Consider the following 20,248-nt stretch of genomic DNA (forward strand, 5'->3'; position numbering starts at 1 on the left):
GGCGGCCCGCAGGTGGGTCGCGGAATACAGGTAGAGAAGGAGTCGTTCGCAGCATGGTGGACCAGCTGACGAAGACCGCCAAGCCGCGCCTGCGGATGATGGCCGTGCACGCGCATCCGGACGATGAGTCGAGCAAGGGCGCCGCCTCCATGGCGCGCTACGCCGCCGAAGGTCACGAGGTGCTCGTGGTCACGTGCACCGGTGGCGAGGCGGGGAGCATCCTCAACCCGGCCATGGACCGGCCCGAGGTGCTGGCGAACATGACCGAGGTGCGCCGCGAGGAGATGGCCCGCGCGGCCAAGATCCTCGGGGTGAGCCAGCGCTGGCTCGGCTTCGTCGACTCCGGCCTGCCGGAAGGCGACCCGATGCCGCCGGTGCCCGAGGGCTCGTTCGCGGTCGTGCCGCTCGAGGAGTCGACCGAGGCGCTGGTGCGCGTGATCCGGGAGTTCCGCCCGCACGTCATCACGACGTACGACGAGAACGGCGGCTACCCGCACCCCGACCACATCCGCACGCACGAGGTGTCGATGGCGGCGTGGGACGCGGCGCCGGACCCCGACCGCTTCCCCGACGCGGGCGAGCCGTGGCAGCCGCTGAAGCTGTACTACATGCACGGCTTCTCGAAGGCGCGGATGGTCGCGTTCGACGCCGCGCTGAAGGAGGCCGGGATCGAGTCGCCGTACACCGAGTGGCTGGCGAAGTGGGACCCCGACCGCGCCGATGTGATGGAGCGGGTGACGACCCGCGTCGAGTGCGGTGAATACTTCGAGGTGCGGGACGAGGCGCTGAAGGCGCACGCGACGCAGATCGACCCGAACAGCCGCTGGTTCTTCGTCCCGTTGGAGATCCAGCGCGAGACTTGGCCGACCGAGGAGTACGAGCTGGTCAAGTCGCAGGTCGACAGCACGTTGCCGGAGGACGACCTGTTCGCCGGCATCGGCATCGAGGAGAAGGTGAACACATGAGTCTGACGCTGCCGGCCGGCGTGGCGCTTCCGGTGACCGCGTCGGCCCTGGTCCTGACGCAGCAACCGGGTGACGGCGACAACGGCGGGCAGGGCGAGGACTTCGGCAAGTCCTCGCCGGTCGGCTTCCTGGTGCTGATCCTGTTCCTCATCGCGGTGGCGTTCCTGGTCCGCTCGATGACGAAGCACCTGAAGCGCGTCCCGGCCAGCTTCGACGACCCGCCGGTCGAGGAGAAGGCCGAGGCCGAGGCTCCGGAGCAGGGTGAAGCCGAGGTGGCCGAGAAGCCCGCGAAGGACTCCTCGACCACCAAAGCCGACAGTTAGCTAGAGCCGGGGGTCCACCGGATCCGACTCCAGGGCGAGCACCGCGAACACGCATTCGTGCACCCGCCACAGCGGCTCGCCCCGCGCGACGCGCTCCAGGGCCTCCAGCCCCAGCGCGTACTCGCGCAGCGCCAGCATCCGCTTGCGGCTCAGCCCGCGCTTGCGCAGCCGGTCGAGGTTCGCGGGCAGCGTGTAGTCCGGCCCGTAGATGATCCGCAGGTACTCGCGCCCGCGGACCTTCACCCCCGGCTGGACCAGCCCACGCGCGCCCCGGGTCAGGTTCGCCGACGGCTTGACGACCATGCCTTCGCCGCCCGCCGCCGTCAGCTCCTCCCACCACGCGACGCCCCGGGCCACCGACGCGGCGTCCAGCAGGTCCACCGGCAGCGTCCGGGTGCGCTGGAAGCGCGGGCCGGTGAGGCCGTCGAGCACCGAGAGGTGCCACGAGTGCGGCCGGTCGTGGTAGGCCGCCCCTTCCGACGCCAGCAGCTGGAACGGCGCCAGCCGGACCCCGTCCAGCCCCGACGTCGGCCAGCAGTACCGCCGGTAGGCGTCCCGGTAAGCCTCCACTGTGGACGCACGCGTTGCCGTGCGCCGCAGCAGGTCCGAGACGTCGATGCCGCGCGCGGACGCCGTCGTCAGCGCCGAGACCGCCGCCGGCAGGACCGCCTGGGCCGCCGCGCCGACCGCCGCGTACTGGCCGGCGATCAGCCCGCCCGCCTTCGCGCTCCACGGCAGCAGCTCCGCGTCGAGCAGCAGCCAGTCCGACTTCAGCTCGTCGAACAGCCCGCCGGCCGCCGAGCGCACGTCGTCCAGGAGCAAAGCGTTCTGCTCCGCCGAGAAGAACGGCCGCCCGGTGCGCGTGTACACCGCGCCGCCGCCCTCGACGCCGAACCGCCGGGTACCCGAGTCGTTCCGGCACACGAGCACCACGGCCCGCGAGCCCATGTGCTTCTCCTCGCACAGCACCGACTCGACGCCCGCCGCGCGGTACTCGGCGAACGCCTCCTCCGGGTGCTCCAGGTAGTCCTCCCGCGAAGACGTCGAACACGGCGCCATCGTCGGCGGCAGGTAGGCGAGCCAGCGCGGGTCGACCGCGAACCGGCTCATCACCTCCAGTGCCGCCGCCGACTGCTCCGCCGAGACGCCGACGCGGCCGTGGTGCGCGGTCTGCAGGATCCGCTTCCCGGTGACGTCGGTCAGCTCCAGCACCGCCGGCTCGCGCCCGCCCAACGGCCGTGACGCGTCGAGCGGCCGGGCCGGCTCGTACCAGACCTGGTGCGCCTTCACCGAGACGACCTCGCGCTCGGGGTAGCGCAGCGCGGTCAGCTTCCCGCCGAACACGCACCCGGTGTCGAGGCACATCGTGTTGTTGACCCACTCCGGCTCCAGCGTCGGCGTGTGCCCGTAGAGGACCATCGCCGATCCGCGGTAGTCGCGCGCCCACGGCAGCCGCACGGGCAGGCCGTACTCGTCGGTCTCGCCAGTCGTGTCGCCGTAGAGCGCCATGCTCCGCACCCGCCCGGACGCGCGCCCGTGGTAGCGCTCGGGCAGCCCGGCGTGCGCGACGACGAGGTCGCCGCCGTCGAGGACGTAGTGCGCGATCAGCCCGTCGCAGAACTCGTGCGCGCGACGGCGGAACTCCTCGCTTTCCGCGGCGAGCTGCTCGAGCGACTCCGCGAGCCCGTGGGCGGCGTTGACCTTGCGGCCGTGCAGCGCGCGCACCAGCTTCTGCTCGTGGTTGCCGCAGACGACCAGCGCGGTGCCGCTCTCGGCCATGCCCATCACGCGCCGCAGCACGCCCGGGGTGTCCGGGCCGCGGTCGACGAGGTCGCCGACGAACACCGCCGTCCGCCCGTCCGGGTGCGCGCCGTCGACGTACCCCAGCTCGGCCAGCAGCTCCTCGAGCTCGGCCGCGCAGCCGTGGACGTCGCCGATCACGTCGAACGGCCCGGTCAGCTCGCGCTGGTCGTTGCGCAGCGGCTCGAGGACGATCTCCGCTTCGGCGACCTCGGCCTCGGACCGCAGCACGTGCACCCGCCGGAACCCCTCGCGCTCCAGCGACTTCAGCGACCGCTGGAGCTCGCCGCGCTGGCGCCGGACGACGTGGTCGCCGAAGTCCCTCTCGGGGCGCGAAGCGTTGCGTGCCACGCAGACGCCGAGCGGCAGGTCGAGCACGATCGCCGTCGGCAGCACGTCGTGCTCCTTCGCGAGCTTCACCAGGCTCGCCCGCGAAGCGCGCTGGACGTTCGTCGCGTCGATGACGGTCATCCGCCCGGCCGCGAGCCGCTTCGCCGTGACGTAGTGCAGTGCGTCGAACGCTTCGGCCGACGCCGACTGGTCGTTTTCGTCGTCGGCCACGAGTCCGCGGAAGAAGTCGCTGGAGAGCACTTGCGTGGGCGCGAAGTGCGTGCGTGCGAACGTCGACTTCCCGGAGCCGGAAGCGCCGACGAGCACGACGAGCGACATGTCGGGAACGGTCAGCTTCACGCGGCCACCTCCTTTTGGGTGGTGAAGACCGCCAGTTGGGTCGGCGGTCCCGATTCCTGGTCCTCCGGTCCGATCGGCAAGTACCGGACGTCGTAGCCGCGCCGGGTCGCGACGCCGTCCGCCCAGGCGCGGAACTCGGCTCGGGTCCATTCGAACCGGTGGTCGGCGTGCCGGAAATGCCCCATCGGCAGGAATTCGAACAGCCGGTTGTACTCGGCGTTGGGCGTCGTGACGAGCACCGTGCGCGGCGCCGCGACCCCGAACACCGCGTGTTCCAGTGCCGGGAGCCGCTCCTCGTCGACGTGTTCGACGACCTCCATGAGCACGGCGGCGTCGTACCCGGCCAGCGCCGGGTCGGCGTAGGTGAGCGCGGACTGGCGCAGCGTCACCCGGGTGAAACCGCCCAGCCGCTTTTCGGCGATGGCGAGCGCGCTCGCGGAGACGTCGACGCCGACGATGTCGACGAAGGAACGCTCCTTCTCGAGCACGCGCAGCAGCGCACCGGAGCCGCAGCCGAGGTCGAGCACGCGCCGCGCGCCCGCGGCCCGCAGCGCGGCGAGCACGCTGCCGTGGCGCTGGGACGCGAGGCTCTCCGGCTTGTCCGGCAGCTCGGTGACGACCGCCTCGGCCTCCGCCGGGACGTCGTCCGCCTCGGCCAGCCGCGAGAGCGCGTAGTTGACGACCGGGCGGCGCCGCTCGAGGTAGCGGTTCGCGATGAGCTCCCGCTCGGGATGCGCGGAGAGCCAGCCTTCGCCGGCGCGCAGCAGCTTGTCTGCCTCGTCCTGGCCGACCCAGTAGTGCTTGCCGCCGTCGAGCGCGGGCAGCAGGACGTAGAGGTGGCGCAGCGCGTCGACGACCCGGTGGGTGCCGGCGAGCGTCAAGTCGACATAGTGGCTCTCGCCCCACTCCGGGAACTGCGGGTCGAGCGGGATCGGCTCGGTGGCAACGCGCCAGCCGAGCGGCTCGAACAACTTGTGCACCACTTCGGCACCGCCGCGCGCGGACAGCGACGGCACGCGGATCTCGAGCTCGAAAAGCTCGTCGACGAGTTCCGGACGCGTCGCGCACCGGCCCGCGAGCGCCGTCGTGAACGCGGCCCGCAGCGCGACCGCGAGGTACGAGCCGCCGGCGTAGGGCCGGTCGTTGACGTACTGCGTCAGCGAAGTCCCGCCGCCGCGGACGAGCTCGATCGGGTCGATTTCGGCGAACAACGCGACGGTGCAGCGATTTTCCGCCGCCTCCGGGTAGAAGACGTGCGCGGTACCGGCGGACAGCGCGACCGACTGCGCTTTCTCCGGGTGCTTGTGCAGGAGAAAACCCAAGTCGGTGGCGGGGTTCCGGGTCGTCGTGATCGTCAGCAGCACCTGCCCAGTGTGGCCGAGAACCGTGGCGAGTGCGGCCGAATTTTGGCAAAAACGGACAGTTGACGATCCTTCGGACCTCGGGCACGATGGCGACAGGGCTGGGGAGCAGGCCGGGGGGCCATTGTGACGTTTCTTGAAGAAGTCGCTGCGCTGCTTGAGGAACTGGGGCTGGGGAACTACGAATCGGGCGGCACCGGCGGGGACGTCTTCCTGCTCGCGATGCCCGCCACCCCGGACGCGGTCCTGGTGCTGAGCCGCCTTCCCGGCGCGGAGTCCGACGCACGGCTTCCCTACGACGAACCCGTGGTCCAGATCCGCGTGCGCGGTACTCCGAAGAACCCCGTCACGGCCGAGGCGAAGGCCCAGGCCGTCTACGACGCCGTGCACGGACTGGGAAACCGGCGGCTGCCCGGCAACACCTGGCTCGTCTCCAGCGTCGGCACGCAGGCCGGTCCGGTCTACGTCGGACGCGACGCCGGCGATCGCGACGAATGGTCCGTCGCGCTGCGGATGGAGCTGCACCGCCCCGTCGGCAACCGCGCCTGAACCGGCTTTTCCGCACCGCACAAGCAGTTTCGAGGAGGGGAGCGTCGATGCCCACGGTCAAGATCAACGCCCGCGACATCATCATCCAGGTCGCCGAGACGAACGGCACCACCTGGACGCCGGTCGGGGGCCTCAACTCCGCCGTGCCCAACGCCGGCGAGAACGAAGAGGTCGTCGACACCACGACGTTCGACTCGGCGGGGAACTACGAGCAGGAGGTCATCCAGCGCGGCGCGACGCTCGCACTGGAAGGGTTCCTGCTGAAGGATCCCGCGAACGGCGCGCAGGACCCGGGCCAGGCGCGGGTCGAAGCGCTGGCCACGCAGGTCGGGTTCGCCAGCGTCGGCAAGATCCGCTTCCGGCACCCGGTGGACACGCAGTGGAAGGTCTGGAACGCGACCTTCAGCCTCGGCGAGCACGGCGGTGGCAACAACGACAAGTACGCCTGGGTCGCCACGATCACCCGGTCCGGTCCGTCGACCACCGCCGCCGTCAGCGCGAGCGTCGCGGAGGACGGCGAATGACCGAACCGAACGGCGTCTCCGACGACCAGCTCACCGTCGACTACGACTTCGACGAGGCCTGGCGCGAGCGCAAGGCGGCCCGCGTGGCACCGCGCATCCGCATCCTCGGCAAGGTCTACACGCTGCCGCATTCCTTGCCCGCCAAGCTGATCCTGTTCGCGGTGTCGGCGAAGAAGAACGGCCGGGCGGCCACGGACGAGGTCAGCGCCGAGGAGGCGTTCGACATGCTTTCGGCGTTGCTCGGCGAGCAGAACCTGGTCGACATCCTCAACCGCGGCCTGGAGATCGACGACCTGCCCGACGTGCTCGGCACCTGCCAGCAGCTCTACCAGAACCGGCAGCAGGCCCCGGGAAACGGGCAGGCCCCCGCGGCGAGCGTGGCGGGGGCGACGGCGAACACACCATCCGCCTGATCCTGCGCCACTGGCGGCTGCTCTACGCGGACTGGCGGCGCGAGTACGGCCGTGACCTGATGGCCGACCTCGACGACGGCCTGTCCTGGTGGGAGTTCGCCGCGCTCGTTTCCGGGCTGTCCCCGGAAAGTGTGTGGCGCCAGGTGACCAAGGACGAGCCGGTCGAGGTCGACGGGGAGACGGCCCGCTCGGTGATCGGCAACCTGTAGGGAGGGGGTGTGCGATGGCTTTGACCGTCGGCGACTTCATCGCGAACTTCGGGATCAACGACCAGATGTTCAAGGACACGCTGGCCGAGATGCAGACCGAGTTCGACAAGGCCAAGGACAAGATCGTCGAGAAGGCCGGCGAGGCCGGCAAGAAGGTGGCCGAAGCGCTCGGCAAGTCGCAGGGCCCGGTCGTCGGCGCCGCGGCGGGCCTCGGCGTCCAGGCGGCGACGGCGCTCGGCGGCGGCCTGCTGAGCCTGGTCGGCGGGCCGGTGATGGGACTGCTGTCCACCGGTCTGCAAGCCGGGCTGCAGACCGCGATCGCGTTCCTGAGCGAGAAGCTCCAGCCCGCGTTCGACGCGGTCGGCGCGTTCATCAACGGCACGCTCGTCCCGGCGTTCCAGGCGCTGGGCAGCTGGATCGCGGCCAACCAGACCCCGATCATGATCGTCGGCGGCGCCATCCTGACGTTCTTCCTGCCCGCGCTGGTCCAGCTGGGGATCGCCGCCGCGGTGGCCGCGGCCGCGACGATCGCGTCCTTCGCGACGATGGCCGCGCAGGCGGTGGCGTCGGCGGCGGTGTTCCTCGCGCAGAGCGCGGTGGCGATCGTCCAATGGGGACTGATGGGCTGGAGTGCGCTGGCCAGTGCCGCGCAGGTCGTCGCCGCCTGGGTGATGATGGGCGTCGAATCGCTGGTGAACGCGGCGAAGATGGCTGCCGCGTGGCTGCTGGCGATGGGCCCGATCCCGATCATCATCGCCGCGGTGGTCGCGCTCGTCGCGTTGATCATCGCCAACTGGGACACGATCGTCGCGTGGACGAAGGCCGCGTTCCAGGCCATCTGGGACTTCCTCAAGATGGTGTGGAACGCGATCGTCTCGGCGATCCAGGTCGCGATCAACGGCGTCATCGCCGCGATCGGCTGGCTGGGCCAGCTGCCCGGCATGGTGATCGGCTGGTTCGGCTCGATCGTCAGCGGCGCCGTCGGGAAGCTCGGCGAGCTGCTGTCGTGGCTCGGCGGCCTGCCCGGCATGATCCTGCGCGCGCTGGGCAACCTCGGCAACCTGCTGCTCGACGTCGGCAGCTCGATCCTCGAGGGCCTGTGGAACGGCATCAAGAACGCCGCGAACTGGATCAAGGACAAGATCATCGGGCTGATCAAGGACATCATCCCCGGCCCGATCAAGTCGATCCTCGGCATCAACTCCCCGTCGAAGGTGGCCGCCGAGCTCGGCCGCTGGGTGCCGCTCGGGCTCGCCCAGGGCATCGAGCAGACGAGCACCGCCGTGTCACGGGCGTCGACCGAGCTGGCCGGCCTGGTGACGAACCGGCTGGGTGACCTCGCGAATGTCCAGCCGAGGGCGCTGGCCTTCGCCGGCGCGGGGTTCGGCACGGACGCGCCTCAGCCCGACCGGGCCGTGGTGCACATCGAGAACTTCTACGCCACACCCAGCCAGACCCCGCGCGACATCGCGGGCGACCTGGACTGGATGTCCCGAGGGGGTGGCTGAGTGAGCGCGGGGGACCTGATCACCGCCGACGGCCAGCTGGAGTGGCGGGACACGCTGCTCGGCTCGGGCAGCCCGTTCCGGATGACCAAGCTCGACGGCTGGCTCGACCTGCCGGAGATGCGCGCCGACAACCCCGACCGGCCCGGCCGCCACGGCGGGTTCCAGGGCAACCAGCTGGCCGGCCAGCGCACGGTCACGCTGTCGTACCTGGTCAAGGGCGTGCCGGCGGCGGACTTCGGCGCGGTCGTCACGACCCTGCGGAAGATCACCGCGCCGTCGGAACGGCCGTTGGAGGAGCCGCTCATCGTGCGGCTCGACGGCGAGAGCTGGCTGGCGAACGCCCGGTGCGTCCGGCGGACGATCAACGTCGAGAAGTACTACGCGCTCGGCTACACGACCGGCGCGATCCAGTGGCAGGCCACGGATCCGCGGCTGTACTCGGTCGCGGAGCAGCGCGACGTCACCGCCCTGCCCTCGCCGCCGGCCGACGGCCTGGCGTTCCCGCTCACCTTCCCGCTGGTGTTCGGCACCGGCAAGCAGGGCGGCCGGCTGCGCGCGGTCAACGCGGGCGGCGCGGCCAGCTGGCCCGTGTGGGAGATCCGCGGCCCGGTCACCGGCCCGGTGATCGCCAACCGGGACACCGGTGAACGGCTGGTGTTCGACGACACCTTCACCGTCGGGGACGAGCAGGTGCTGACCATCGACACCGACGCGCGGACGGTGCTGCTCAACGGCGTCAACCGGAGCGACAAGCTGCTCGCCCGCGGCTGGTTCCCGATCCCCGCGAACGGCGCGGTCCAGGTCGACTTCACCGCCGCGTCCTACGACCCGAAGGCGTCGCTGACCGGGCGCTGGCGGCACGCCATCATCTGACTTGAGGGGGAAACCATGGCCGAGCGCAACTCGTGGGCCGTGTCCGACTCGCCGAACGGCGTCATCACCACCGAAGACGCGCGGCTGGCGCTGAGCGCGGCCGTGCAGTCCGGTCCGAGCCCGGTGCTCTCCCGCAACGGCATCCGCCCCGCCAACGGCGATCCCGGCCGGGTGGCCGCGGCGTCGCCGACGCCGGACGGGACGGTGACCGTGCAGCCGTTCCAGATGTTCATGCGCGCGAGCCGCGGGGCCGGCAGCTACGTGCAGACGCTGGACGCCGTGAAGACGCTCGACCTGCTCAAGGACAACCCGGCGCACTCGGCCAACGCGCGGATCGACCTGATCGTCGCGCAGCAGACGGACAAGTTCTACGGCGACACCGCGAACGGGTTCGTGGTCAAGCAGATCGTCGGCGACCCGACGACGTCGCAGGAGCCGACCCCGACGGGCGACTACATGCTGCTGGCGAGCGTGCGGGTCCCGGCCGGCGCCAAGTCGATCGCCCCGGAGCAGATCCAGGACCGCCGGCCCGGCTGGGTGGTCGGGCTCGGCGGGATCATGCCGAGCAAGGGCGTCGACGACCGCAACGGCACCCACGGCTACAACGGCCTCACCACCTACCGGCAGGACCGCCGCTGGCTGGAGATCAACGACGGCGAGAAGTGGCGGGTGCCGAGCATCCCGGTGTGCACCTCGCTCGCCGACGTCCGCGCGATGATCACCGACCCGCTGCCCGGCCAGCTGGCCTTCAGCACGCAGGACAACCTGGTCTACCGCTGGAACGGCGCGGACTGGATCGGCTCGGTCGCGGCGGGCGGCGGCGCGGTCGGCACGACGCCGACGGCCACCCGGCACGAGGCGCGCTACGAGGTCCGCGGCAACGTGCAGACCTTCCCGGCCCAGACCAACACCCGCAGCAGGTTCCCGACCATGGTCTACGGGTCGCCGGACGTCACGACCTCGGCGGCCAACGACGTGTTCACGCTCAACCGGGCCGGGATCTGGACCATCACCGCCAGCTTCCGGACGACCGCGCCGCAGGGCACCGGCGAGTACCACACCTACATGGCGATCACCGACGGCGCCAACGTCGAGATCCGGTACGCGAACACGATGTCGCGCTGGCTGCTCACCTCGCCGGGCACGATGAGCTGCGCCACGACGAACTTCTTCAACGCCGGGGCCACGGTCAGCGTCATCTTCTGGACCGACAACGCGGGCCGCGTCCACGACGCGGGCTGGGCGAACGTCAACCACGTCTCGCTGACCTGGCTGCGGGCCTGAGATGGCCCAGGACCCGGTCCACACGTACCTGATCTCGGACCTGGTGACGAACCGGACGCTCGCCGAGGTCCCGCTCACCGGCGTCAAGTACTCGAAGAAGCTCGGCGCTTCGGGTTCGCTGTCCGCGACGCTGAGCCTGGGCGACCCGCGGATCCGCGCGATCGACCCGTACGACCTGAGCACGCCCGGGCGCCGGGTCGTCTACGTGCTGCGCGACAGCCGCCCGGTGTGGGGCGGGCCGGTGTGGACGCGGAAGTTCGACTCGACGTCCCAGCAGATCTCCCTGGGGTGCGGGGACTTCTGGTCCTACTTCGAGCACCGCAAGGTGCTGCCGGTGCTGCCGGCGGCCGCGTTCACCGACCCGCACTTCGTGGCGAAGCAGAAGGTCGAGTGGAAGAACACCGACCAGAACACGATCGCCCGCAACCTGGTCGAGCTGGCGCAGTCCCACCCCGGCGGGAACATCGGCGTCACGTTCCCCGACCGGGACCTCTCCGGCATCAGGCTCGACCGGACGTACTTCGGTTACCAGAACGTCAGCGTCGGCGACGCGCTGCGCAAGCTCTCCCAGCTCTACGACGGTCCGGACGTGATGTTCGACGTCGGGCCGCCCGACCGCGACGGGCGCCCGACGCGGCTGCTGCGGCTCGGCACGCCGAGGCTCGGGCAGCAGGGCTCCGCGCACGTCTGGGAGTACGGCGGCAACCTGCTCGGGTACGGCTGGCCGTCGGACGGCACCCGGATGGCCACCCGGACGTTCGCCTCCGGCGACGGGATCGAGACCGGCATGCTCGTCGCGGTCGCCGAGGACCGCGACCGGTACCCCGACGGCTGGCCGATGCTGGAGACCGAGTACGGCTACAGCTCCGTCACCGACCCGGGGCAGCTGGCCTCGCACGCGCTTTCGGACCAGGCGGTGAGCCGGCTGCCCGTCGTGCTGCCGACCCTGACCGTCCACGGCGGACTCCCGCCGACCGTCGCCGAGATCGGGATGGGCGACGACGCGCGGGTGATCATCAAGGACGACTTCCACGCCGGCGGGCTCGACACGCTGATGCGGATCGTCGCGCTCGACGTCACCGTCGGCGACGATGGGCGCGAGGGCGTGGTCCTGACCATGAACCCCCTGTTGGAGGACGCGGCCTGATGGCACAGATCAACCAGCCGTCGAACATCGTCGACCAGGTGGTCGCCCTGCGCCGCGAGGTCGACGAGCTCCGCAAGCGGGTCGGCATCGGCAACGCGACCATCTCCGGCGGCACGTTCACCGTGCAGGACAACGGCGTGATCCGGATGGTCGACCCGGACGGGCACCTCATCCTCTACTTCGGGCCGGGCGGCGACGGCAAGCAGATCATCCGCATCCGCCGTGACGGCGGCTCGGACGTGATGTACACGTACACGACCGACAGCGGGCGCCAGTTCTGGGCGCTGACCGACGGCGGCAGCGGGATCGTCGCCTCCGACGACGCCGTGTCCGGGACCGGCCTGGCGCGGCCGTGGATCCCGGTGTCGTTCGAGAAGGTCCGGTTCGCCGACTGGCCGAAGATCACCAACGCGTCGTTCGAAACGGTGTGGGAGGCCAACTTCCAGAAGACCCACCCGTTCATCCAGCTGTTCACCGTCGAAGGGTGCGAAGGCGCGACCAACGGCGAGGGCCAGATCGTGATCACCGACGCCGCCGGGCAGGCCAGGGTCGCGGAGACGTGGTCGATGGGCCCCGGCCTCGGCCGCAACCGGCGGGGCCCGTACGCCCTGCCCGGCCAGCCCTACGCCGGTGAGGTGCGGGTCGCGGTGAACTACCGCCGGACGTCGGGCACCGGCAACGTCGTCGGCGTCGCGATGGACGCCACCCAGCGCCAGACGTGAACCCGCACTTACGCTGGGAGCCATGAACCGTCTCGCCAGTGCGACCAGCCCCTACCTGCTCCAGCATGCGGACAACCCGGTGGACTGGTGGCAGTGGGGCGCCGGCGCGCTCGCCGAGGCGAAGCGGCGGAACGTGCCCATCCTGCTTTCGGTGGGCTACGCGGCGTGCCACTGGTGTCACGTCATGGCGCACGAGTCGTTCGAAGACGCCGACACCGCGGCGCTGATGAACGAGCACTTCGTCAACATCAAGGTCGACCGCGAGGAGCGGCCGGACATCGACGCCGTGTACATGGCCGCCACGCAGGCGATGACCGGGCAGGGCGGCTGGCCGATGACGTGCTTCCTGACCCCGGACGGCGAGCCGTTCCACTGCGGCACCTACTACCCGCCGTCACCGCGGCCGGGCATGCCGTCGTTCCGGCAGCTGCTCGCCGCCGTCGCCGAGGCGTGGCGGGAGCGGCCGGACGAGCTGCTGGAGGGCGCCAAGCAGATCGTCGCGCACATTGCCGAGCAGACGGGCCCGCTGCAGGAGTCCGTTGTGGACGAAGCCGTGCTCGCGGCCGCCGTCGAAAAGCTTCAGCAGGAAGCGGACCCCGTCAACGGCGGGTTCGGCCGCGCGCCGAAGTTCCCGCCGTCGATGGTGCTGGAGTTCCTGCTGCGGCACCACGAGCGGACGGGCTCGGCCGACGCACTGTCCCTTGTGGACAAGACGGCCGAGGCGATGGCCCGCGGCGGTCTGTACGACCAGCTCGCCGGCGGCTTCGCGCGGTACTCCGTGGACGCTTCGTGGGTCGTTCCCCATTTCGAGAAGATGCTGTACGACAACGCGTTGCTTCTGCGGTTCTACGCACACCTCTGGCGGCGGACCGGTTCGGCGACGGCGTTGCGCGTCGCTTCCGGGACCGCGGACTTCCTTTTCGAGTACCTGCGGACGGCCGAGGGTGGCTTCGCGTCTTCGCTGGACGCGGACACCGACGGCGTCGAAGGCCTGACGTACGTATGGACGCCGTCGCAGCTGCGTGAGGTGGTCGGCGACGACTCCGCGGCGTCGTTGTTCGGCGTCACCGAGGAGGGGACGTTCGAGGAGGGTGCCTCGACGTTGCGCCTGTTCGGGGACCTGCCGGAAGCGCTCCGCGTCCAGCTCTTGGAGGCCCGTGCGAAGCGGCCGCAGCCGGGCCGGGACGACAAGGTGATCGCGTCCTGGAACGGCCTGGCGATCACGGCGCTGGCCGAGGCAGGGGTCGCGCTAGATCGTCCACAGTGGATCCAGTGGGCCGTGGACGCGGCCGAGTTGCTGCTCCGCGTGCACGTCGTCGACGGCCGGTTGCGGCGCAGCTCGCGTGACGGCGTCGTCGGGGAGTCCGCCGGGGTGCTGGAGGACTACGCCTGCGTCGCCGACGGGTTCCTGGCCCTGCACCAGGCGACCGGCGCCGCGAAGTGGCTCACCGAGGCGACCGGGCTGCTCGACCTGGCGCTGGCGCACTTCGCGTCCCCGGACGTCCCTGGTGCGTACTTCGACACCGCCGACGACGCCGAGACGCTGGTCCAGCGTCCGGCCGACCCGGGCGACAACGCGAGCCCGGCGGGAGCGTCCGCGCTGGCCGGGGCGCTGCTGACGGCGTCCGCGCTGGCCGGGCACGACTCCGCGACGCGCTATCGCGAGGCGGCCGAACAGGCGCTGCGGCGGGTCGGGGTGCTGGCGGCGCGGGTGCCGCGGTTCGCCGGGCACTGGCTGTCGGTCGCGGAGGCGCTGCAGGCCGGCCCGGTGCAGGTCGCGGTGGTCGGCGCGGATCCGGCGTTGCGGCTGGCCGCGGCGCGCGGGGTCCACGGCGGCGGCATCGTGCTCGCCGGGGAGCCGGACGCGCCGGGCGTCCCGCTGCTGGCGGACCGGCCGCTGGTGGACGGGTCGGCCGCGGCGTACGTCTGCCGCGGGTACGTCTGCGACCGCCCGGTCACCTCCGCCGAGGAGCTGACGGCTCAGCTCTGAGTGAACGGCCTGCTCTTCCGCCTGTATCCGGCGTAGCTTGAGTAGCGTTGTAATCATGTAATCGCGGAGGTGGCGGACATGGGACGTGGCTGGAAGGGCAGCAGCGGCTGGCAGCAGACGGAGGTGCCGTCGGCGAGCGACGCGGCGGCGTGGTTCGGCGGGCGCCTGCCCGACGGCTGGTTCACCGGAGCACCGGACATCTCGGTCGACCGCGAAGAGATCATCGTGGTGGGCGAGCTCCCGGCGCTGACGGAGGAGTACGCGGACGACGCGGCCCGCGCGGCGGCCGAAGAGGGCCGGATAAGCCGCCACCGCGAGGAGACGCGCGACGAGCGCATCGAGATCGCCCGCCAGGCCGAGCACCGCTACCAGCGCAAGGTCGCATGGGGAGCGCGCCTGGGCGGCACGACGGCGCTGTTCACCACGCATTCGGCCCCGGTGATGACCCGACTCCGCCAGCCGGAGCGCCTGGTGCTGGACACCCTGGTGGACGCGGGCGTGGCCCGGTCCCGTTCGGACGCGCTGGCGTGGGCGGTCCGGCTGGTGGGCGAGCACGCGGACAGCTGGCTCGGCGAGCTGCGGGAAGCGATGACCAAGGTCGACGACCTGCGTTCGAAGGGCCCCGACCTGGCCTGAGCGGTCTGCCGCGGCCGGTCGTGAGTGGGAAACAGCGTTAGAACACGGTTTCCCACTCACGACCGGTGCCGTGGGGTGCCGCCCCCTCGGTGGCACCCCACGGGCCCCTCAGTCGGCGACCAGCACCGGCCCGCCCTGGTAGAAGCTCGCCCCGGCGCGCCGGAAGCCGCCGGCCTCACGCTGTCGTCGCACGAGCCAGCGACCCGGGGCGATGCCGGTCGCCCCGTGCTCCGGGTGCACCAGGTACACCGGGGCCGCGTTGTCGACCACCGCCACCGCGAGCCCCTCGGGGTCCGCCACCCACCTCGTCAGGTCGCACGAGCCGACCAGCGTGTGCGGGTTGGTCCCGTCGCCGCCTTGGACGAGTTCGACGCCCTCGGCCGGCAACGCGTGCCAGCCGCCGCGCGCCTCCGCCAGCCCGGTCATCGCCCACGGCACCACGATCAGGTCGCCCTGGGCCTGGAGCCCGTCGATCACCGGGACGTCGACCTGCCGGTCGAGGTGGGCGAGGACGTCGAGCCCGGTCTTGTCGAGCAGTTCTGCCAAATACATGGGATCACCTCGAGGAGTTCAGGTCCGGCGCCGCAGCTGCGCGTACTGGGCTCCGCTGAGCCCGTACGTCCAGCCGGCGGCGTCGAGAGGATGGTCGATTTCGGCGGGCACGCGCAGCCCGTAGTGCCGGCGCGTGCCATCGCGTTCGACGGAGCCGTTGACCACCAGCAGCAGGCGCGTCGCCGGGCCGTCGTAGAGCCGGAGCTCGTACCCGGGGTTGCCGGGGTCGTCGGCGCGGTCGAGGAGCTCGAGCCCCGCTTCCGCCACGAACTCCGGCCAGCCGAGGTGTTCCAGCGCGCAGCGGCGCACCTCGACGTTGCGTTCGGCCATGATCCGGTCGGCCGTCGGCGCGTCGATCACCCAGGACGGCACCCGCGTCCCGCGCCACGCGTGCACGGTCCAGCCGTCGGGGAACGCGATGGCCGGGCCGGTCGCGTGGTGCAGCCGGACCTGGCCGTAGTCCCCGTCGACGCGTTCGGTGCGCACGACGAGCGGCCGTTCGGCGATGACGCAGACGCCTTCCCGCGGCCACCACCAGCCGCACGACCGCGCCAGCGTGGCCCACAGATCGAGCTGGGCGACGTCGGCCGCGTCGAACCGCACGTCGTCGACCTGCCGGTGGAGGTCGTACAGCGCGATCCAATGCGCTTCCTGCTGGCCGTCCCAGTGCAGCCCGGCCCGCGTCGTGAGCGCACCGCGGACGGCACCGGCGACGGAGTCCCGGATCGACCGCCGCAGCGCGGGTCCCAGGCCGTTGTTCAGCAGCGTCCGCAGGGAAAACCGCAGCGGGTCCGGTGGGGGCCGGTCCATCCGCACGCGGGGGTCGTGCCAGGGGCCGATCCGCTGGTCGAGCCGCTCGCGCAGGGACGTCACCAGCGTCGCCAGGCGGGCTTCGACCGGCAGCTCACCGTCCAGGGAAAGCGCTTGCCCGGGTGCCACCACCTCGACGGCGGCGGCCGGGGAAGCCACCCACGAGAACGTCGGCGGCGACGCGCCGGCCAGCTCGTAAAGGCGGGTGATGGCCGCTTCCGCGGCCGGACGGTCAGCCGGCTCGGTGCTCAGCGCGTGGCTCAGCCAGGAGTTCCGGATTTCGAGGGCCCGTGACCAGAGTTCGGGGCCGGGGAAGCGACGGCCTGGCCGTCGCGAGGCGCTCAAAGCGCGAGGGCGCGCACGCCCTTTCGAATCGACATGGACCGATCATGACAGCAATTTCGCCCGTCGCGCAAGCCTGGACCCGCGGGGGCGTTCGCGCTTAGAGTTCGTCGTGCCCACGGTCCGTGCCGTGGTTCCGCCGTCGCACCGGGTCTTCCCTCGAAGGATGGCGTCCATGGACGGCAGGTTCACCCGTCGGCAGCTGATCAAGGGCACACTGGCGGTTTCGCTCGTGCCCGGTATCCCGGCGCCGGCTCCCCACCGGTACCGCGTCGACGTCCCCACGCTCCCGTGGCCGGCGGCGAACGACATCGTCGCGAACACCACGGTTCCCACGTTCCCGGACCGGAGTTTCCCGATCACCGGGTACGGCGCGAAGAACGACGGCAAGACCGACAACACCGCGGCGATCAAGAAAGCGATCGACGCCTGCGCCGCGGCCGGCGGCGGCCACGTGGTCGTGCCGGCCGGCAGTTTCCTCACCGGTGCGGTCTACCTCAAGAGCAACGTCGACCTGCACCTGGAAAAGGGTGCCGTGCTCAAGTTCGGCGGTGACGCGTCGAAGTTCCCGAACGTCCTGACGCGCTACGAAGGAATCGAGTGCGTCAACCATTCGCCGATGATCTACGCCTACCGCGAAAAGAACATCGGCCTCACCGGCAGCGGCACGCTCGACGCGGCGGCGACGTCGTCGTGGAACAAGGGCAGCGACCGCGCTTACCTGGAAACGTTGGTGGCCAAGGGAACCGCGCCGGAGAAACGCGTGGTCCCGGGTTCCGGGCACACGATGCGGTCGGCGTTCGTCGAGCCGTACGACTGCGAAAACGTGCTGATCCAAGGCGTCACCCTGAAGAACTCGATGTTCTGGCAGCTGCACCCGACGCTGTGCCGCAACGTCACGGTCGACGGCGTCAGCACCGATCCCAGCACCGCGCACTCCAACACCGACGGCTGCGACCCCGAGTCGTGCGACCACGTCGTCATCGCGAACTGCACCCTCGGCGCGCACGACGACAACATCGCGATCAAGTCCGGCCGCGACGCCGACGGGCGCCGCGTGAACGTCCCGTGCCAGAACCTCGTCGTCGTGAACTGCGTGATGAACGGCAACTGGGGCGCGATCACCTGCGGCAGCGAGCAGACCGGCGGGATCCGCAACGTCTACGCGTACCAGCTCACCGTGAAGGGTGAGACGAAGTTCGCGCTGTACGTGAAGTCGAACACGCTGCGTGGCGGGTTCACGGAGAACGTCAACCTCGACAGTGTCTCCGGCACCTTCGCGCGGAACTTCGTGTACGTGACGTCCACGTACAACAGCCAGACCGGCGGTTACGTCCCGTCGTTCGGGCCGTTCACGATCGGCAACTGCTCGAGCACGAAGATCGCGGGCAAGACCTTCGACGTGAGCGGTCTTTCGAACGCCCACGTGCACGGGTTCAGCGTGGCGAACTCCACGTTTGACGGCGTGTCCGACACGTCGAACACGCTGAAGTACGTGGACAACGCCAAGTTCACGAATGTGAGGGTCAACGGCAAGCCGATCTGACGTGGCAGGATCGGCGCGGCTGCGGCAGGCTTACTACCAACGAGTAGGAAGCCTGCCGTCAGTCCTTTCCGGAGGTAGCCGTGGACATCCCCGAAGTGCCGTCGAAGGTGGATCCGGACGCGCTGACCACCGTCCTCGACGGGCGCTGGGCCGAGCTGCGCCGCGGCGTCCGCGCGCAGATGAGCGAGGCGGAGTTCCGGGACCCGGTGGACCTCGGCATCGAGGACCACCGCGCCCAGGTGCTCGACCAGCTGCGCGCCCTGGCCGAGAGCGACCGCCCCGGCCTGGGCTTCGACCCGGCGTACGGCGGCGGTGGTGACGTCGGCGGCTCGGTGACGTCGTTCGAGCTGCTCGGCTACGGCGACCTGTCGCTGATGGTGAAGGCTGGCGTCCAATGGGGACTGTTCGGCGGCGCCGTCCAGCTGCTCGGCACCGAGCGCCACCACGCGGCGCACCTGCGCGCGATCATGGACCTCGGCCTGCTCGGCTGCTTCGCGATGACCGAGCACGGCCACGGCTCCGACGTCCAGCACCTGCGCACGACGGCGACCTTCGCGGACGGCGAGTTCGTCGTGCACACCCCGGACGCCATGGCGCAGAAGGAATACATCGGCAACGCGGCGCGCGACGGCCGGATGGCGGTCGTGTTCGCCCAGCTCGTCACCGGCGGCGAATCCCGGGGGGTGCACGCTTTCCTGGTGCCGATCCGCGACGAGTCCGGGGCGTCGATGCCCGGAGTGTCCATTGAAGACTGCGGTCCGAAGGCAGGCCTGAACGGTGTCGACAATGGACGGTTGAGCTTCGACAACGTCCGGATCCCGCGCGAGGCCCTGCTGAACCGCTTCGGCGACGTCGCCGAGGACGGGACGTATTCGAGCCCGATCGAAAGCGACAGCCGCCGGTTCTTCACGATGCTGGGCACGCTGATCCGCGGCCGGGTGAGCGTCGGCGGCAGCGCGGGCGCCGCCACGAAACGCGGGCTGGCCCTGGCGATCCGCTACGGCGAGCAGCGCCGCCAGTTCATGACGCCCGACGGCGACGAGGTCGTCATCCTCGACTACCTGGGGCACCAGCGGAAGCTGCTGCCGGCGCTGGCGAAGACGTACGCGCTGTCGTTCGCCCAGGAAGAGCTGGTGGCGAAGCTGCACGACATCGACTCGTCGGCGCCGGAGGAGGAGCAGCGCGAGCTGGAGTCGCGCGCGGCCGGGCTGAAGGCGCTCAACACGTGGCACGCGACGGCGACGATCCAGGCGGCGCGCGAGGCGTGCGGCGGATCGGGCTACCTGGCGGAGAACATCCTGCCGGGCCTGAAGGCCGACACCGACGTCTTCACGACGTTCGAGGGCGACAACACGGTGCTGCTGCAGCTGGTCGCGAAGGGCCTGCTGACCAGCTACAAGCACGACTTCGAGGACCTTTCGCCCCTCGCGACGGCCCGGTTCTTCGCCGATCAGGTGGTCAGCGCGATCCTGGAGCGGACGTCCGCGCGGAAGGCGCTCGAGTCGCTCACCGAGGGGTCCGACGCGGACGTCTTCTTCCGTCGCGAGTGGCAGCTGAGGCTGTTCGAGGACCGCGAAGAGCACGTCGTCGAGGGGGTGGCGAAGCGCCTGCGCAAGGCGGGTTCGGACCCGTTCGGGGTGTTCAACGCGGCTCAGGACCACGTGCTGCGCGCGGGCCGCGTCCACGTCGAGCGGCTGGTGCTGGAGGCGTTCGCGGCGGCGATCGAACGGTGTGAGGACCCGGACGCCCGCACGCTGCTCGACCGCGTCTGCGACCTGTACGCGCTGTCGGCGATCGAAGAAGACCTGGCGTGGTTCCTGGGCCACGGCCGCCTGACGGCGTCGCGCGGAAAGGCCGTCACCGCGGCGGTGAACGGCCTGTGCGCCCAGCTGCGCCCCCACGCGCGGGCGCTGGTGGACGCGTTCGCGATCCCGGAGCAGTTCCTCGCGGCGCCGATGCTGCGCTCCTGATCCGCTGACCGGGGGTGGCCGGCGTCGGGGGCCG

General features: G+C 70.9%; 19 protein-coding genes. 15 read left to right on the forward strand and 4 right to left on the reverse strand.

Features of this window, described 5'->3' with window-relative positions; all coding sequences use genetic code 11:
- Positions 1-53 precede the first annotated feature (53 nt).
- Together mca and ACZ7OU_RS12880 are read left to right on the forward strand one after the other, a co-directional pair.
- Complete coding sequence (gene mca / locus ACZ7OU_RS12875) at positions 54-965, forward strand: mycothiol conjugate amidase Mca (protein ID WP_470241761.1); 912 nt, start codon at positions 54-56, stop codon at positions 963-965.
- Complete coding sequence (locus ACZ7OU_RS12880; protein ID WP_470241760.1) at positions 962-1,288, forward strand: hypothetical protein; 327 nt, start codon at positions 962-964, stop codon at positions 1,286-1,288. Before mca ends, ACZ7OU_RS12880 begins: the two co-directional genes overlap by 4 nt.
- Here the strand turns inward: ACZ7OU_RS12880 and ACZ7OU_RS12885 are convergent, their stop codons facing one another.
- On the reverse strand, positions 1,289-3,778 hold the full coding sequence (locus tag ACZ7OU_RS12885; protein ID WP_470255158.1) for a polynucleotide kinase-phosphatase: 2,490 nt from the start codon (positions 3,776-3,778) through the stop codon (positions 1,289-1,291).
- On the reverse strand, positions 3,775-5,142 hold the full coding sequence (locus tag ACZ7OU_RS12890) for a 3' terminal RNA ribose 2'-O-methyltransferase Hen1 (protein ID WP_470255159.1): 1,368 nt from the start codon (positions 5,140-5,142) through the stop codon (positions 3,775-3,777). The genes ACZ7OU_RS12885 and ACZ7OU_RS12890 overlap by 4 nt, the downstream gene beginning before the upstream one ends.
- 123 nt (positions 5,143-5,265) lie before the next feature.
- On the opposite strand from ACZ7OU_RS12890, the gene ACZ7OU_RS12895 reads away from it, so the two are divergent.
- The 11 genes from ACZ7OU_RS12895 to ACZ7OU_RS12945 all read left to right on the forward strand — a co-directional run bounded on the left by ACZ7OU_RS12895 (position 5,266) and on the right by ACZ7OU_RS12945 (position 14,994).
- Positions 5,266-5,688 (forward strand): minor capsid protein, encoded by a 423-nt coding sequence (locus ACZ7OU_RS12895; RefSeq protein WP_470255160.1) that lies wholly within the window; start codon positions 5,266-5,268, stop codon positions 5,686-5,688.
- 47 nt (positions 5,689-5,735) lie between these two features.
- On the forward strand, positions 5,736-6,212 hold the full coding sequence (locus ACZ7OU_RS12900; RefSeq protein WP_470241756.1) for a phage tail tube protein: 477 nt from the start codon (positions 5,736-5,738) through the stop codon (positions 6,210-6,212).
- On the forward strand, positions 6,209-6,625 hold the full coding sequence (locus ACZ7OU_RS12905; RefSeq protein WP_470255161.1) for a hypothetical protein: 417 nt from the start codon (positions 6,209-6,211) through the stop codon (positions 6,623-6,625). The genes ACZ7OU_RS12900 and ACZ7OU_RS12905 overlap by 4 nt, the downstream gene beginning before the upstream one ends.
- Positions 6,626-6,684: 59 nt before the next feature.
- Positions 6,685-6,834, forward strand: a complete 150-nt coding sequence (locus ACZ7OU_RS12910; protein ID WP_284750608.1) for a hypothetical protein — start codon at positions 6,685-6,687, stop codon at positions 6,832-6,834.
- A gap of 14 nt (positions 6,835-6,848) precedes the next feature.
- The gene (locus ACZ7OU_RS12915; RefSeq protein WP_470255162.1) at positions 6,849-8,342 is read left to right on the forward strand and encodes a phage tail protein; all 1,494 of its coding nucleotides are present in this window, start codon (positions 6,849-6,851) and stop codon (positions 8,340-8,342) included.
- Positions 8,343-9,215, forward strand: coding sequence for a phage distal tail protein (locus ACZ7OU_RS12920; protein ID WP_470255163.1), 873 nt, complete (start codon positions 8,343-8,345; stop codon positions 9,213-9,215).
- Between the two features lie 15 nt (positions 9,216-9,230).
- Positions 9,231-10,499: a hypothetical protein gene (locus tag ACZ7OU_RS12925; RefSeq protein ID WP_470241752.1), complete on the forward strand. Its 1,269-nt coding sequence runs from the start codon at positions 9,231-9,233 to the stop codon at positions 10,497-10,499.
- A gap of 1 nt (position 10,500) precedes the next feature.
- Positions 10,501-11,646, forward strand: coding sequence for a hypothetical protein (locus tag ACZ7OU_RS12930; RefSeq protein ID WP_470241751.1), 1,146 nt, complete (start codon positions 10,501-10,503; stop codon positions 11,644-11,646).
- Positions 11,646-12,368 carry a hypothetical protein gene (locus ACZ7OU_RS12935; protein ID WP_470241750.1) on the forward strand — a complete coding sequence of 241 codons (723 nt, stop codon included), beginning with the start codon at positions 11,646-11,648 and terminating at the stop codon, positions 12,366-12,368. Before ACZ7OU_RS12930 ends, ACZ7OU_RS12935 begins: the two co-directional genes overlap by 1 nt.
- Positions 12,369-12,390: 22 nt before the next feature.
- On the forward strand, positions 12,391-14,358 hold the full coding sequence (locus tag ACZ7OU_RS12940) for a thioredoxin domain-containing protein (RefSeq protein WP_470255164.1): 1,968 nt from the start codon (positions 12,391-12,393) through the stop codon (positions 14,356-14,358).
- 78 nt (positions 14,359-14,436) lie between these two features.
- Positions 14,437-14,994 (forward strand): hypothetical protein, encoded by a 558-nt coding sequence (locus tag ACZ7OU_RS12945; RefSeq protein ID WP_470241748.1) that lies wholly within the window; start codon positions 14,437-14,439, stop codon positions 14,992-14,994.
- Between the two features lie 108 nt (positions 14,995-15,102).
- Here ACZ7OU_RS12945 and ACZ7OU_RS12950 read toward each other — a convergent pair whose 3' ends face one another.
- Positions 15,103-15,546: a hypothetical protein gene (locus tag ACZ7OU_RS12950; protein ID WP_470241747.1), complete on the reverse strand. Its 444-nt coding sequence runs from the start codon at positions 15,544-15,546 to the stop codon at positions 15,103-15,105.
- An 18-nt stretch (positions 15,547-15,564) separates the two neighbouring features.
- Positions 15,565-16,701 carry a DUF6745 domain-containing protein gene (locus ACZ7OU_RS12955; protein WP_470255165.1) on the reverse strand — a complete coding sequence of 379 codons (1,137 nt, stop codon included), beginning with the start codon at positions 16,699-16,701 and terminating at the stop codon, positions 15,565-15,567.
- 172 nt (positions 16,702-16,873) lie between these two features.
- Between ACZ7OU_RS12955 and ACZ7OU_RS12960 the strand changes: the two genes are divergently transcribed.
- Together ACZ7OU_RS12960 and ACZ7OU_RS12965 are read left to right on the forward strand one after the other, a co-directional pair.
- Positions 16,874-18,244 (forward strand): glycoside hydrolase family 28 protein, encoded by a 1,371-nt coding sequence (locus ACZ7OU_RS12960; protein WP_470255166.1) that lies wholly within the window; start codon positions 16,874-16,876, stop codon positions 18,242-18,244.
- A gap of 80 nt (positions 18,245-18,324) precedes the next feature.
- Positions 18,325-20,214 (forward strand): acyl-CoA dehydrogenase family protein, encoded by a 1,890-nt coding sequence (locus ACZ7OU_RS12965; RefSeq protein ID WP_470255167.1) that lies wholly within the window; start codon positions 18,325-18,327, stop codon positions 20,212-20,214.
- Positions 20,215-20,248 lie beyond the last annotated feature (34 nt).

This window comes from Amycolatopsis sp. NPDC114505, assembly GCF_055633615.1.